This window comes from Xanthomonas sp. CPBF 426, from assembly GCF_903989465.1.
In the GTDB taxonomy this organism is placed as follows: Bacteria; Pseudomonadota; Gammaproteobacteria; order Xanthomonadales; family Xanthomonadaceae; genus Xanthomonas; species Xanthomonas euroxanthea.
The window spans coordinates 4,526,804-4,540,418 of the sequence record NZ_LR861805.1; the positions used below are offsets into that span (position 1 = coordinate 4,526,804).

Sequence of the window (13,615 nt, forward strand, 5' to 3'; positions counted from 1 at the left end):
TCAACATCGACATGCGTCACCGCGCATTCGTACCGGCAATTTGCGCCGTCCTCCGGCGCTGTGCGCCCCCTTCTCCCGGCAGGAGAGGGGCATCAGCCGGAAATCGCCAGCCGTTCCTGGTGATAGCGCCGCACTGCCGCGTACCACAACAGCGCGGCCAGGCCGAAGCCCGCCAGCAGGTACACCGCCCAGGTCTGGGCGTCGATCTGCTCGTGGCGGATCACCTTGAGCAGCATCTGGTTCTGCGCCAGGAACGGCACCGCGAAATGCCACAACTGCGTCTTCAACGGATACGCCATCAGCGCATAGCCGGGCAGCATCGGCAGCAGCAACAGCCAGGTCATATGCGCCTGCGCTTCCTTCATGCTCTTGGCGGCGGCGGCCAGATAGGTCAGCAGCGAGGTGCCGATAAACAGCATCGGCACCAGGATGAACAGCATCTGCAGCATCGGCACGACGCCGACATTGAGCTGGCGGCCCAGGTTCGACGTGGACAGCTGCGCGCTCACCTTGAAGGCCAGCAAGGTCAGCAGCAACGACAGCATGCCGATCACGCAGGCGGCGGCGATCTTGCCGCTGACGATCGCGCTGCGCGGCGCCGGCGTGGCCAGGAGGGGTTCCAGCGACTGGCGTTCGCGCTCGCCGGCGGTGGCATCCAGGATCAGCGAGGCGCCGCCCAGGAACGAGGTGATCACCAGCAGCACCGGCAGCAGCATCGCCATCATCTGCCCGCGTTTGGCTTCGGCGGTGGCCAGATCCTGCGCGGCGATTTCCAGCGGCCTGCCCACCTGCGCATCGATGCCGCGCGCCAGCAGGCGCAGTGCACCGACCTGCTGGCTATAGCTGCCGAGCGCGGCCTGCAGGCGCAGGCTCGGCACGTCGGCCTCGCGCCGCGTGCTGTCCTTGATGACCTCCACCAGGGCCGGGCGCCCGGCGCGCCAGTCGTCGGCGTAGCTGGCGCTGATGCGCAATGCCACATCCACATCCTGGTTGCGGATTGCGGCGGTCAGATCAGCCGGCGCATCGACCGCGTTGAGCCCCTGCGCGGCCAGGAACCGCACCAGATTGGGCGCGTTCTCGCGGCCGAGCATGGGAATTTCCAACGGCTTGTCGATCTGGGTACGCACGCGGCTTTCGCTCAGTGCGCCCATGCCCAGGATCAGGATCGGATACAGCAATGGCGACAGCAGCAAGGCCAGTGCCAGCGTGCGGCGATCGCGGCCGATGTCGCGCAGTTCCTTGCGCAGCACCGTCCACAGCGTGGACAACAACGATGTGGTGCTCATGCGTGCAGTCCCTCGTCCGAGCCGATCGCCTTGACGAAGGCGTCTTCCAGATTGTCTTCCCCGGTGGCGGCGCGCAGTTCGTCGGCGCCGCCGCAGGCCACCACCGTGCCCTTGGCAACGATGACGATGCGGTCGCACAGCGCCGCCACCTCCTGCATGATGTGGCTGGAAAAGATCACGCAGCGGCCTTCGGCCCGCAGTTGCTGCAGAAAGCCGCGCATGGCGCGCGTGGTCATCACGTCCAGCCCGTTGGTGGGCTCGTCGAGGATGACGTTGCGCGGGTCGTGCACCAGCGCGCGTGCAATCGCGGTCTTGGTGCGCTGGCCCTGGCTGAACCCTTCGGTCTGGCGATCGAGAATGTCGTCCATGTCCAGCGCCGCCGACAGCAGGCGCGTGCGCTCGGCGATGCGCGTGCGCGACATCCCGTGCAGCTCACCGAAGTAGGCGATGTTCTCGCGCGCGGTCAGCCGCTTGTAGACGCCGCGCGCATCCGGCAACACGCCCAGCGCGCGGCGCACGGTCACCGGGTCGCGGGTGGCATCCACGCCATCGACGCTGACGCTGCCCTGGTCGGGCGACATCAGCGTGTAGAGCATGCGCAAGGTGGTGGTCTTGCCGGCACCGTTGGGGCCGAGCAGGCCGGTGATCTGGCCATCGGCGGCACTGAAACTGACCCCATCGACCGCCTTCACCGGCCCGGTCTTGGTCTTGAACGCTTTGTGCAGGTTGTCGACGACGATCATGCGTGCGCCTCCGTGGCGTGGTCGGTACGGCTCATGGTTCCCATCCGTTGAACGAGGTAAACGCGGGCACGTTGTTGAGGCTGGCCACGCACTGCGCATCCAGTGTCTTGGCATTGGCGGTCTGCAGGAACTGGCCCAGCACCTTGGGCATGCAGCCGAGGCGAAAGACGCCATGGCCCTGCCCCGGCGCCACCAGGTGGCGGCCATTGGGCAGGCCCTGCAGTACACGTTCGGCATAGCGCGGCGGCGTCACCGGATCCAGCTCGCCCGACAGCAACAACACCGGCAGGTTGGACTTGAACGGCGCGGCATCGGCAGCCGGGGCCGGCTTGGTCGGCCAGGCCGTGCAGGGCGCGAAGAACATCTGCGCCACGTCCGCCCCCAGCAAGGTCCCGTCCTTGGCGGCTGGCGGGGTATAGCGTCCGGCGTCCTCGCTGCACAGCACCGACCACTGCATCGGGCGATTCATCTGGTCGGACATGTCCGATGCGCTCATCTGCGCCAGCGCCATCAACGAGGCGTAACGGCCCGCCGCCGCCTCGTCCAGCACCAGCGGCAGCAACGAGGCGGTTTCCGGCGCATACGAAAACCCGAATGCCAGGCCGACCACGGTATCGGCCGTCACCTGCTCGTGGTGCAGTTCACCGGTGCGCGGATCGCGGTAATCCACTGCAACCGGCGCCTGCCGCAGGCGCTCCACCACCTGCCGCAGCTGCGTGCGCGTGTCCACCGGAAAGCGCTTGGCGCAGGCGGGTTCCTTGCGACATTGGCTGGCCTGCAACGCGATCGCATCTTCGAACGTCCGCGCAAATTCGCCGCCGATCACCAGATCGTTTGGCGCAACGCCATCGATCACCAGGGTGCGTGTGTGTTGCGGATAGCGCGCCGCATAGTGCTGTGCCACTCGGGTACCGTAGGAGCCGCCGATCAGGTTGAGCGTCTGCACGCCCAGTGCGGCGCGCACCGCATCCAGATCGCCAACGGCCTCGCTGGTGGTGAAATAGCGCGGATCGGCGTCGTTGCGCAGCCCCTGTGCACACTGGCGCGCGTAATCGGTCAGTTGCTCGGCGGTGGCGGCACTGCTGTTTTCCAGCATGAGCGGCTTGCCGGCGGCATCGCGGCACTCCAGCGGATGCGAGCCGCCGGTCCCGCGCTGGTCGACCAGGAAGATGTCGCGCTGCTTGCGGACTTCGTGCAGACCCATGTCCACGATCGCGGCGACCTGCGTGGCCGATTGCCCCGGCCCACCGGCGATGAAGAACACCGGGTCCGGCGTGCTGCCCGCACCGGCATCGCTTTCCAGCCAGGCGATCTTCAGGTCGATGCTGCGCCCTGTCGGCGCGGCCGGGTTTTCCGGCACCCGCAGGCTGGCGCACTGCGCTTCGATATTGCCGGCCGCGCTGCCGGAACTCAGCGTGCACGGTGCAAAGTGCAATGCGCCGTAGCGATTGCCGGCGGCGGTGCCGGTCTGCGCCGTTGCAGCACGCGGCCGCACGCTGCCGGACGCGGCCGGCACAGCCTTGGTCGCGCCAGCTGCGTTTTCAGCCGGCTGGTCCGCCCGCTGACATCCGCTCGCCAGCAGCGCGAGCAGCAGCGCTGCCACCAGTGTGGGTTGCTTGACCATGTTCGCCATCTCTCCTGATATCCCTGTCCCCTGACACCGCAGCCGGTCGGGTGTGACCGGCGCGACTACTGCCCGTCTTCGTAAAGAAAGACGTGCTCGATCGATTCCCCGAACAAGCGCGCGATGCGAAACGCCAATGGCAGGCTGGGATCGTACTTGCCGGTCTCCAGTGCATTGATGGTCTGCCGCGACACGCCCAACCGCTCACCCAGCTCGCCTTGCGACCAGCCACTGGCCTCGCGCAGTTCGCGCACGCGACTATTCATTGAAACCGTCGTGCGTTGATGCTTTTGGTGACGCCGTAGATGGCGCACAACATCGGAAACACCCACAACATCGCCACCGTCGCGGGAATGTCGATCAGCTTGGCGGCCTGCAGAAAGCCGCCGGTCATGTACGCGCTGCTGAGCAGGCCGGCGGCAATGGCGATGGACTCCAGCTCGATGCGTCGCTGCATCTCATCCGAGTCGCGCACGTAGCGCGCCACCGCGCGGATCACCAGGGCGACCAGCACCGCCGGCAACAAGGCGATCAGCACGCGCACCCAGCCCGGATCCACGCGGGCAAGCACCTGGTTCCAGAACAGCATCACCACCACATACATCCCCATCGGCACGCCGAACTCGCGGTGATAGCGTCGCGCCAGGACCGGCCGCGTGCTGTCGCGCAGGCTGCCACGCGACAGCCAGAGCAGCAGCGACAGCAACAGGCACGACACGCCCCCGCCCACGCACAGCCCGGCAAGGTAGGCGCTCAGCGGCAGCAGCCGCCAATGCCCGAGCACCCCCACGGCAAGCAGGCCCGCACCCAGGCAGAGCGCCATCAGCGCGTTGCGATTGCAGCCGGTCATGCGCCGTGCCGCGCAGGTGTCGATGCAGGCAGTGGCAGGCCAGCGCTGCGGATTCCGACTCCGCCGCGCAGCAAGGGCTGCGCCGACCATGCCGGTCTGCATTGCAGTTGCCGATGACGCTGACGCATTCCCTTCGCCTGTCAAGTCAACTTGACAGGCAAGATGCGCCTGCCGTGGTCAGCTGTCAAGCACCCTTTACATGGTCGATCGTGTGCGCCTTTCCCCCGCTGCGGCGCGACGATCGCGGGAAGCAGACGCAAGCAGCTGCGGCATGCAGCGCAGGACCCGAGCTGGGTTACGCTCCCCCGATCGAACCTCGGCGGGAGCGCCAATGCGTCTGAAGATCTTGTTGGCAATTGCACTGGGCGGCTGCATGGCGGCCTCTGCCATGGCGCAGGCGCCAGCGCCGCGCACCATCCAGGTGGATCTGGGCAGCGCCGGCGGGCCGGTCGACCGGTTCTACGATCTGTCGATCGGCTCGGACTTTCCCGGCACCTTGATCCGCAGCGACAGCCAGGCGCAGCTGGTGCCCGCGGTGCAGGAGCTGGGGTTTCGCTACATCCGCTTCCACGACGTGTTCCATGACGTGCTCGGCACCGTCAAGGAGGTGGACGGCAAACTGGTGTACGACTGGACCAAGCTGGATCAGCTCTACGACGCGCTGCTGGCCAAGCGCATCCGCCCGTTCGTCGAGTTGGGCTTTACGCCCGGCGCGATGAAGACCTCCGAGCAGACGCTGTTCTACTGGAAGGGCAACACCTCGCATCCGGACCCGGCCAAGTGGACCCAGCTGATCGATGCATACGTGCGCCACATCCGGGCGCGCTATGGCGCCGAGGAAGTGCGCCAGTGGTACTTCGAAGTATGGAACGAACCCAACCTCAAGGATTTCTGGGAAAACGCCGACCAACAGGCCTACTTCGAGCTGTATGCGAACACCGCACGCACGATCAAGGCAATCGATCCGCAGCTGCGCGTCGGCGGCCCCTCCACCGCCGGTGCGGACTGGGTGCCGGAACTGCTGGCCTATGTTGCCAAGAACAAACTGCCGATCGACTTCGTCACCACGCATACCTATGGCGTGGACGGCGGCTTTCTCGATGAAGACGGCAAGCAGGACGTCAAGCTGTCGGCATCGCCGGACGCCATCGTCGGCGATGTGCGCCGGGTGCGCACGCAGATCCAGGCCTCGCCATTTCCGGATCTGCCGCTGTATTTCACCGAGTGGAGCAGCAGCTACACGCCGCGCGATTTCGTCCACGACAGCTACATCAGCGCGCCCTATATCCTGACCAAGCTCAAGCAGGTGCAAGGCCTGGTGCAGGGCATGAGCTACTGGACCTACACCGATCTGTTCGAAGAACCCGGCCCGCCGCCCACACCCTTCCACGGCGGCTTCGGGTTGATGAATCGCGAGGGCATCCGCAAGCCGGCCTGGTTCGCCTACAAGTACCTGCACGCGCTCAAGGGCCGCGACATTCCGCTGGGCGATGCACATGCGTTTGCGGCGGTGGATGGCCAGCGCATCGCGGCAGTGGCCTGGGATTGGCAGCAGCCGGTGCAGGCGGTGAGCAATACCCCGTTCTATACCAAACAGGTGCCCAGCACCGACAGCGCAGCGCTGGTGTTCCGGCTGGCGCAGGTGCCCGCCGGCAACTACCGGCTGCAGGTGCGCAAGACCGGCTACCGGCGCAACGACCCGCTGTCGCTGTACATCGACATGGGCATGCCCAAGGACCTGGCACCGCGGCAGCTGGTGCAGCTGCAGCAGGCCACGCGCGATACGCCCGAACAGGACCGCCGCGTACGTGTCGGTGCCGACGGCGTGGTGGAGATCCGCGTGCCGATGCGCAGCAACGACGTGGTGCTGATGACATTGGAGCCTTCGGCGCGCTGAGTGCACGGCAAGCCCTTGCCCCCGTGCACGCGGGCGAGGGCGGACGGCGCGCAGGAACCGCAGTGCGCGCATGGCACATGCCGGGTCCTGGCGCCGGCCGCATCCGCCTGGCGGCGAACGCGTTGCTTCTTCCGATGGCCGCGCCTACTTCAGATACGTCCTGAGAATGGCGGCGATGTCGTCGACCGCCAGCTCGCGCTCGCTCAGCGCGTCGGGCGCGGCGACGTGATGCTTCAAGTGCTCGCTGAGCAACTCCACCATCAAGCCCTGCGCAGCGCCACGAAACGCCGCCACCTGCGTCAATAACGCCGTGCAGTCCACGTCCTGCGCCAGGGCCTTCTCCAGCCCCTCCACTTGTCCACGGATCCTGCGCACGCGGGCGAGCAGCTTGGATTTGTCCTGATTCAGATGCGCCATTGCCATATACCCCCTGGGGGTACCTGAGATACCATAGGGGGGTATCGTAGCCAGGGCCCCTCCCGATGTCGATCATGCATGCCGCGCCGCACTGCGCGCAGTCGCACACCTTCGCCAGCGCCAACACGCTGGCCGAGCGCAGCACCCGCAAGGCGGTCATCCTGACCGTGGTGATGATGGTGGCGGAGATCGTCGGCGGCTGGACGCTCAACTCCATGGCCCTGCTCGCCGATGGCTGGCATATGAGCTCGCACGCGCTGGCGCTGGGCCTGGCGCTGTTCGCCTACCGCTTCGCGCGGCGCAATGCAGGCGACCTGCGCTTCAGCTTCGGCACCTGGAAGGTCGAAGTGCTCGGCGGCTACACCAGCGCAATGCTGCTGCTGGGCGTGGCCGGCCTGATGGCGTTCCAGTCGGTGGAACGGCTGTTTTCGCCCAGGCCCATCCAGTACCAGGAAGCCACCGTCATCGCCGTCATCGGCCTGCTGGTCAACCTGATCTGCGCCTGGTGGTTACGCGACTCGCATGGCCATGCGCATGGCCACCACCACGGGCACGACCACGCGCATGACGGTCATGGTCATGGTCATGGTCATGGTCATCACCACGATGGGCATGCCGATCTCAATCTGCGCGCCGCGTATCTGCACGTGGTGGCCGATGCCGCGACCTCGGTCCTGGCGATCGTCGCGCTGCTCGCCGGCATGTACTGGGGCGTGAGGTGGCTGGATCCGATCATGGGCATCGTCGGCGCGGTGCTGGTCACCGTGTGGGCATGGGGCCTGCTGCGCAGTACCGGCCGGGTGCTGCTGGATGCGGAGATGGATGCGCCGGTGGTGGCAGAAGTGAAGCAGGTCATCGCCGGGCTGCCGCATGCCATCGCCATCGGCGACCTGCATGTCTGGCGTGTGGGCAGCGATCGTTATGCCTGCGTGGTCAGCCTGGTCACTGCGGCCGACATCGATGCGGACCTGGTGCGCGCCGCCCTGCAGATCCACGAAGAACTGGTGCACATCACCGTCGAGTTGCGTCGCCCGCGGGCGGCGCTGGCGGCGGCCTAGCGGCCCGGCAGCGCCAGCTGTGGGCGGGCCTTGCCATCGCCGGGGCAACCGGGCCTGCGCCGGCCTCGCGCGGGAAGCCTCAGGTCTTTGCCGGTGCCGGGCTGACGTATTTCTCGCGGCGGATCTGCGCGTTCGGCAGGCCGGCTGCCTTCAGGGCGTCGATGCAGCTGTCCACCATGTCCGGGTTGCCGCACAGGTAGGCGATATCGCCCTGCGCATCGGGCGCGCATTCGGCCAGCTGCTGCTGCACGTACCCGTGCCGCACATCGGCATGCGGCTGTTCCGGCAGCTCGCGCGAAAAACACGGCATATAGCGGAACTGCGGGTGCGCATCGGCAAACGCGCGGAAGTCGTCGCCGTACAGCAGCTCGGCCGGCGTACGCGCGCCCTGCAGCAGCAGCACCTGCACGCCGCGGGTGGCGATCGCCTCGGCCAGCAGCGGCAGCATCGAGCGGTACGGGGTGACGCCGGTGCCGGTGGCGATCAGCACATAGCGCCGGTTGTGGTCGCCCGCCGGCAGGCAGAAACGTCCATAGGGACCACTGGCCTGCAACCGGTCGCCGATCTGCAGGCCTTCGAACAGCGCGGTGGCCGAGCCGCCGGGCACGAAGCTCACCGCGATATCCACCGCCTCGCCCGGTCCGAACGCATGGTCGTGGATAGTCGCCAGCGAATAGCTGCGCTTGGTCGGCGTGCCGTCGGCGGCAGTGAAATGGATCTGGATGAACTGCCCGGGCTGGAAATCCAGCGGCTGCCCGTCGTCACGCAGGAACTGGCAGTGGGCCACGGTGGGCGCGATCATGCGCCGGTCGACAAGCTTGAGGGGGAATTGAACGGGCACGAACGTATTTAGGACAGTCTGTGATCGGGGCTTGCCCCCGCGGGCTTCTATAATAACGGCCTGTAACTCGCTGCGCCGTCACGCTGACGCGAAGGAACATCTTGAATTCCCCATCTCCGATCACCGCACCCGCGCTGCGTGTGTGCGATCTGCGCAAGACCTACGACAACGGCACCCAGGCGCTCAAGGGCGTGTCGCTGGACGTGGCGCCAGGCGACTTCTTCGCCCTGCTCGGCCCCAACGGCGCCGGCAAATCCACCCTGATCGGCATCATCAGCTCGCTGGTGAACCTGTCCGCCGGCCAGGTGGAAGTGTTCGGCACCGACCTGGTCGGCCAGCGCAGCGATGCGATGCGCCTGATCGGCCTGGTCCCGCAGGAGGTCAACTTCAACCTGTTCGAAAAGCCCTTCGACATCCTGGTCAACTACGCCGGTTTCTACGGCATGCCGCGCGAGCAGGCTGCCGCGCTGGCCGAAGCGGAGCTGCGCCGCTCGCACCTGTGGGAAAAGGCCCAGGTGATGAGCCGCACGCTGTCCGGCGGCATGAAGCGCCGGCTGATGATCGCCCGCGCCATGATGACCCAGCCGCGGCTGCTGATCCTGGACGAGCCAACCGCCGGCGTGGACATCGAGATCCGCCGCGACATGTGGCGCGTGCTGAAGGAGATCAACGCCGCCGGCACCACCATCATCCTGACCACGCACTACCTGGAAGAAGCCGAGCACCTGTGCCGCAACCTGGCCATCATCAACCACGGCCAGATCGTCACCCAGGGCCCGATGCGCGAGCTGCTGGCCAAGCTCGACGTGGAGGGCTTCCTGTTCGATATCGACGGCGACCTGCCAGCCGAACTGCCGGTGATCGAAGGCACCACGCTCACCGCCATCGACGGCCACACGCTGGACCTGGACATGCCGCGCGCGATGGATCTCAACCGCGTGTTCGCCACGCTCGGCAGCGCCGGCATCCGGGTGCGTTCGATGCGCACCAAGAGCAATCGGCTGGAAGAGCTGTTCGTGCGCCTGACCGGCGACGCCCCGGCACCGGCCGATGCCGCCGCCACCGCATCCACGCCTGTCGTGCCCCATGGCACGCCGCCAGCGCAGCCGCGCAGCGGAGGCCAGCCATGAACGAGATCCACACCGTGACCGAACCCACCAACGCGCGCCGCAACTGGATTGCGCTGGGCACCATCGTGCGCCGCGAAGTGCAGCGCATCCTGCGCATCTGGGGCCAGACCCTGGTGCCGCCGGCCATCACCATGACGCTGTACTTCTTGATCTTCGGCGGGCTGATCGGCTCGCGCGTGGGCGACATGGGCGGCTACACGTACATGCAGTTCATCGTGCCGGGCCTGGTGATGATGAGCGTGATCCAGAACAGCTACGGCAACATCTCCTCCAGTTTCTTCGGCGCCAAGTTCGGCCGGCATGTGGAAGAGCTGCTGGTCAGCCCGATGCCCAACTGGGTGATCCTGTGGGGTTATGTCTCCGGCGCGGTGCTGCGCGGGGTGATGGTCGGCGCGCTGGTGCTGATCATCGCGATGTTCTTCACCCCGGTGCGCATCCCGCATCCGCTGGTGACCCTGACCACCGTGTTGCTGGGCGCGACCATCTTTTCGCTGGCCGGCTTCGTCAATGCGGTGTACGCCAAGAAGTTTGACGACGTGGCGATCGTGCCGACCTTCATCCTGACCCCGCTGACCTATCTGGGCGGCGTATTCTATTCGGTGAAGCTGCTGCCGCCCTGGGCCGAAGCGGCCACCCACGCCAACCCGATCTTCTACATGGTCAACGCGTTCCGCTATGGCCTGCTCGGCAGCTCGGACGTGCCGATCTGGGTCGCCTACGCGCTGATGCTGGGCTTTGTCGCGGTCCTCAGCGCGCTGGCGCTGTGGCTGCTGCGCCGTGGCGTGGGTTTGCGGAGCTGATGACGATGGCGATGCGTATCTTGATCCTCGGCGCCGGCGGCACCGGTGGCTATTTCGGCGGGCGTCTGGCGCAGGCCGGGGTCGATGTCACCTTCTTGGTGCGCGATGCGCGCGCGGCACAGCTGCAGGCCGATGGCCTGCGCATTCGCAGTCCGCTGGGCGATGCGGAGCTCCCGGTGGCGCATGTCACCGCGCAGGATCTGCCGGCGCTGGTGGCGCAGCGGCCGTTCGACCTGGTGATCCTCAGCTGCAAGGCCTACGACCTGGACAGCGCGATCGAGGCGATTGCGCCGGCGGTGGGCGAGCACACCACGGTGCTGCCGATCCTCAACGGCCTGCGCCATTACGCCGCGCTGGACGAGCGTTTCGGTGCGGCACGCGTGCTGGGCGGGCTGTGCTTCATCAGCGCCACCAAGGGCGCGCAGGGCGAGATCCTGCACCTGGGCAAGCCGGCGGCGATGACCTTCGGCGAGCGCGATGGCAGCGCGGAGTCGACGCGCGTGCAGGCACTTGCGGCAGCCTGCACGCAGGCCGGCATCGATCATGTGGCCAGCGCGCAGATCGCGCAGGAGCAGTGGATCAAGTACAGCTTCCTCACCGCGCTGGCGGCGGCCACCTGCCTGATGCGTGCACCGGTCGGGGCGATCGTCGCCACCGACGACGGCCGCGCGTTGATCAACGGCGTGTACAACGAATGCCTGTGGGCCGCCGATGCGGCCGGCCAGCCGATCCCGGAAGCTGCGCGCGCCAAGGCGCTGCAGACCTTGTTGCAAGTGGATTCGCCCCTGAAGGCCTCGATGCTGCGCGATCTGGAAGCCGGCCAGGAGGTGGAAGCGTCGCAGATCGTCGGCGACATGCTCAGGCGCGTGCGCGAAACCGGACGCAACGCACCACTGCTGATGGCCGCCAACGTGCATCTGCAGGCGTATCAGGTGTTGCGGCATAGCTGATGGGCATGGTGGGCGGGCGTACGCGTCGCCCCCATCCGCCCTTCGGGCACCTTCCCCCGCAAGCGGGAGAAGGCAGTGGCAGCCCCGCTGCATGACTGGACGAGCGGCCTGCGTCCCTACACCGCGGCAAATCCTTCTCCCGCCCGCGGGAAAAGGTGGCGCAAAGCGCCGGATGAGGGCGCGTCCACTCGGCGCAACCGTCGCACCACCACAGCAACCTCCCCGCCCCCACTGCTTACTCCCGCAGATCCCTTCCCTTCTCCCGCCTGCGGGAGAAGGTGGCGCAAAGCGCCGGATGAGGGCGCGTCCTGTCGATACAGCTTCACACTGCCACAGCGGCCTCCTCGCCACCTCGCCGCTTGCTCCCCGCAGATCCTTCCCGCGCCTGCGGGAGAAGGTGGCGCAAAGCGCCGGATGAGGGCGCGCCGGGTCGGTGCAGCTTCACACCGCCACAGCAGCCTCCTCGCCACCCCGCCGTTTGCTCCCCGCAAATCCTTCTCCCGCCCGCGGGAGAAGGTGGCGCAAAGCGCCGGATGAGGGGGCGCAGGGTCGGCGCAGCCTTCGCGCCGTCACGACGCCACGCACACGATGCTCTGCATCCCTCCCTCGCCGTCGTCATCATGAAGCTGCTCAGCCATCTGTTCCGTGCCGGTCACTTCGTGATCCTGGCGTTCTTCGTGCTGTGCGCGGCGGGCCTGGTGACGATGGCCGGGCTGGAGTTGTGGCATGGCTTCACCCCCGGCGGCGACATGGTGGTGCGCGACCGCTTCAACGTGGTGCTGGAAGCCGTCGGTCTGCTCACGGTGGCATTGGTGACGCTGGAGCTGGGCCAGACGATCTTCGAGGAAGAGATCCTGCGCGACGTCAAGGTCAGCGGGCCGACACGCGTGCGCCGCTATCTGTCGCGCTTTTTCGTGGTGATCGTGATCGCGCTGGCGATCGAAACCCTGGTGTCGATCTTCGAGCTGATGCACGCCGATCCGGCCAAGCTGCCATATGCCGCGGCGGTTGGCTCGTGTGCGGCATTGCTGCTGATTGCCTGGGGCGTGTTCGTCAAGCTCAATCGCAGCGCCGAAGAGCTGGAACCCGAGGCGATGGCAGAAACCAAGCGCGAAGACCGCGAGGTCGAGGAATAGGCAAGCGCACGCGGCTCCCGGTTACGCAGCCGCAGCTTGCGGTCAGCGCATGTGCACCCGGTGCGCCCTGCCATGCGCGCAGGACAGGCGCCTGGCAGGCTGCAGCGCCGGCGGGAACAGCGCTGGTTGCAGCCTCAGCCCTTGTCCGTCATCGGGAGTGCCGGCACCGAGGTCGGCTTGCCGTCGTCGCCGAGCGCGATCATTACGAAGTGGCCGCGGGTGCACAGCTCGCGCACGCCGCTGAGCAGGTCCTCGGCGATCAGTTCCACTTCCACCTTGATCGAACTGCGCCCCACCGACACCACCCGCGCGATGGTTTCCACCATCTGGCCCTGGCGGATCGGCAGCTTGAAATCCACCTGGTCCGAGCGCGCGGTCACCACCGCACGCCGCGCATAGCGCGATGCGGCCAGGAATGCGGCCTTGTCCATCCACGCCAGCGCCTGCCCGCCGAACAGCGTGCCCATATGGTTGGTGTGGTTGGGGAACACGATCTCGGCCATGCGGGCTTCGATCGGTGGCTGGGTCTGCAAGCTGTCTGACATGAGGGGTTCCAGTGGAGAGGCGCTGCGTGCCAAAGCGATTGCAGCAGCCTGACACAGACAGGATAGGCGGTCAGCCGCAGCGGCGTACGCCGGAACGCAGCGCAGCCGCCACGGCGATCCAGCGTGCCGACGCGGGCGCTTGCGCATTGCCGCTGCGGGAGCGTCGCCAACGGCCGGCATCCTGGGTGACTATCGCATGTACTGCCGCGTGCACGATGAGGCCATCGGGACGGCGGTCGCGGCCGGGGCCGCTCCTACGAGGGCATCGCGTTCGCGTCCGCAATCGCCTGGCGAGACGGTGGCGTGCAGCACTCTTCTCGAGGCATGCAGCCGCGGGG

Annotated in this window: 14 protein-coding genes; 6 read left to right on the forward strand and 8 right to left on the reverse strand. The window is 67.1% G+C overall.

Annotated features, from left to right (window positions below):
- Window positions 1-92: 92 nt before the first annotated feature.
- From H7A87_RS19230 to H7A87_RS19250, 5 genes are read right to left on the reverse strand one after another with little or no spacing between them, the layout of a single operon-like run.
- Window positions 93-1,286, reverse strand: a complete 1,194-nt coding sequence (locus tag H7A87_RS19230) for an ABC transporter permease (RefSeq protein WP_115678033.1) — start codon at window positions 1,284-1,286, stop codon at window positions 93-95.
- Window positions 1,283-2,029, reverse strand: a complete 747-nt coding sequence (locus tag H7A87_RS19235) for an ATP-binding cassette domain-containing protein (RefSeq protein ID WP_119129828.1) — start codon at window positions 2,027-2,029, stop codon at window positions 1,283-1,285. Before H7A87_RS19235 ends, H7A87_RS19230 begins: the two co-directional genes overlap by 4 nt.
- 31 nt (window positions 2,030-2,060) lie before the next feature.
- Entirely contained in the window at window positions 2,061-3,662 is a 1,602-nt protein-coding gene (locus H7A87_RS19240; protein WP_119129829.1) for an alpha/beta hydrolase, read from the reverse strand.
- 56 nt (window positions 3,663-3,718) lie between these two features.
- Window positions 3,719-3,919 carry a helix-turn-helix transcriptional regulator gene (locus tag H7A87_RS19245; protein WP_016903655.1) on the reverse strand — a complete coding sequence of 67 codons (201 nt, stop codon included), beginning with the start codon at window positions 3,917-3,919 and terminating at the stop codon, window positions 3,719-3,721.
- Window positions 3,916-4,503: a hypothetical protein gene (locus H7A87_RS19250; RefSeq protein ID WP_119129993.1), complete on the reverse strand. Its 588-nt coding sequence runs from the start codon at window positions 4,501-4,503 to the stop codon at window positions 3,916-3,918. Before H7A87_RS19250 ends, H7A87_RS19245 begins: the two co-directional genes overlap by 4 nt.
- Before the next feature lie 331 nt (window positions 4,504-4,834).
- On the opposite strand from H7A87_RS19250, the gene H7A87_RS19255 reads away from it, so the two are divergent.
- Window positions 4,835-6,400: a beta-xylosidase gene (locus H7A87_RS19255; protein ID WP_119129830.1), complete on the forward strand. Its 1,566-nt coding sequence runs from the start codon at window positions 4,835-4,837 to the stop codon at window positions 6,398-6,400.
- A gap of 144 nt (window positions 6,401-6,544) precedes the next feature.
- Here the strand turns inward: H7A87_RS19255 and H7A87_RS19260 are convergent, their stop codons facing one another.
- The gene (locus H7A87_RS19260) at window positions 6,545-6,817 is read right to left on the reverse strand and encodes a metal/formaldehyde-sensitive transcriptional repressor (RefSeq protein ID WP_104584178.1); all 273 of its coding nucleotides are present in this window, start codon (window positions 6,815-6,817) and stop codon (window positions 6,545-6,547) included.
- A gap of 65 nt (window positions 6,818-6,882) precedes the next feature.
- Here H7A87_RS19260 and dmeF point away from each other — a divergent pair, with 65 nt between their 5' ends.
- On the forward strand, window positions 6,883-7,875 hold the full coding sequence (gene dmeF / locus H7A87_RS19265) for a CDF family Co(II)/Ni(II) efflux transporter DmeF (RefSeq protein WP_119129831.1): 993 nt from the start codon (window positions 6,883-6,885) through the stop codon (window positions 7,873-7,875).
- Window positions 7,876-7,954: 79 nt separating this feature from the next.
- Here the strand turns inward: dmeF and H7A87_RS19270 are convergent, their stop codons facing one another.
- The gene (locus tag H7A87_RS19270; RefSeq protein ID WP_208414103.1) at window positions 7,955-8,677 is read right to left on the reverse strand and encodes a ferredoxin--NADP reductase; all 723 of its coding nucleotides are present in this window, start codon (window positions 8,675-8,677) and stop codon (window positions 7,955-7,957) included.
- Between the two features lie 140 nt (window positions 8,678-8,817).
- On the opposite strand from H7A87_RS19270, the gene H7A87_RS19275 reads away from it, so the two are divergent.
- The 4 genes from H7A87_RS19275 to H7A87_RS19290 all read left to right on the forward strand — a co-directional run bounded on the left by H7A87_RS19275 (window position 8,818) and on the right by H7A87_RS19290 (window position 12,732).
- Entirely contained in the window at window positions 8,818-9,846 is a 1,029-nt protein-coding gene (locus H7A87_RS19275) for an ABC transporter ATP-binding protein (RefSeq protein ID WP_208412254.1), read from the forward strand.
- Window positions 9,843-10,646, forward strand: coding sequence for an ABC transporter permease (locus H7A87_RS19280; protein ID WP_104584169.1), 804 nt, complete (start codon window positions 9,843-9,845; stop codon window positions 10,644-10,646). Before H7A87_RS19275 ends, H7A87_RS19280 begins: the two co-directional genes overlap by 4 nt.
- Window positions 10,647-10,651: 5 nt before the next feature.
- The gene (panE, locus tag H7A87_RS19285; RefSeq protein ID WP_180496806.1) at window positions 10,652-11,596 is read left to right on the forward strand and encodes a 2-dehydropantoate 2-reductase; all 945 of its coding nucleotides are present in this window, start codon (window positions 10,652-10,654) and stop codon (window positions 11,594-11,596) included.
- Between the two features lie 620 nt (window positions 11,597-12,216).
- Entirely contained in the window at window positions 12,217-12,732 is a 516-nt protein-coding gene (locus H7A87_RS19290) for a hypothetical protein (protein ID WP_104584167.1), read from the forward strand.
- Between the two features lie 134 nt (window positions 12,733-12,866).
- On the opposite strand, the gene H7A87_RS19295 is transcribed toward H7A87_RS19290, so the two are convergent.
- The gene (locus H7A87_RS19295; RefSeq protein ID WP_104584165.1) at window positions 12,867-13,277 is read right to left on the reverse strand and encodes an acyl-CoA thioesterase; all 411 of its coding nucleotides are present in this window, start codon (window positions 13,275-13,277) and stop codon (window positions 12,867-12,869) included.
- Window positions 13,278-13,615 lie beyond the last annotated feature (338 nt).

Coding starts and splice junctions, on each gene's coding strand:
- H7A87_RS19245 (WP_016903655.1), bottom strand. CDS start 3,919: ATGAATAGTCGCGTGCGCGAACTGCGCGAGGCCAGTGGCTGGTCGCAA.
- panE (WP_180496806.1), top strand. CDS start 10,652: ATGGCGATGCGTATCTTGATCCTCGGCGCCGGCGGCACCGGTGGCTAT.
- H7A87_RS19255 (WP_119129830.1), top strand. CDS start 4,835: ATGCGTCTGAAGATCTTGTTGGCAATTGCACTGGGCGGCTGCATGGCG.
- H7A87_RS19230 (WP_115678033.1), bottom strand. CDS start 1,286: ATGAGCACCACATCGTTGTTGTCCACGCTGTGGACGGTGCTGCGCAAG.
- H7A87_RS19290 (WP_104584167.1), top strand. CDS start 12,217: ATGAAGCTGCTCAGCCATCTGTTCCGTGCCGGTCACTTCGTGATCCTG.
- H7A87_RS19260 (WP_104584178.1), bottom strand. CDS start 6,817: ATGGCGCATCTGAATCAGGACAAATCCAAGCTGCTCGCCCGCGTGCGC.
- H7A87_RS19270 (WP_208414103.1), bottom strand. CDS start 8,677: ATGATCGCGCCCACCGTGGCCCACTGCCAGTTCCTGCGTGACGACGGG.
- dmeF (WP_119129831.1), top strand. CDS start 6,883: ATGTCGATCATGCATGCCGCGCCGCACTGCGCGCAGTCGCACACCTTC.
- H7A87_RS19235 (WP_119129828.1), bottom strand. CDS start 2,029: ATGATCGTCGTCGACAACCTGCACAAAGCGTTCAAGACCAAGACCGGG.
- H7A87_RS19280 (WP_104584169.1), top strand. CDS start 9,843: ATGAACGAGATCCACACCGTGACCGAACCCACCAACGCGCGCCGCAAC.
- H7A87_RS19240 (WP_119129829.1), bottom strand. CDS start 3,662: ATGGCGAACATGGTCAAGCAACCCACACTGGTGGCAGCGCTGCTGCTC.
- H7A87_RS19250 (WP_119129993.1), bottom strand. CDS start 4,503: ATGACCGGCTGCAATCGCAACGCGCTGATGGCGCTCTGCCTGGGTGCG.
- H7A87_RS19295 (WP_104584165.1), bottom strand. CDS start 13,277: ATGTCAGACAGCTTGCAGACCCAGCCACCGATCGAAGCCCGCATGGCC.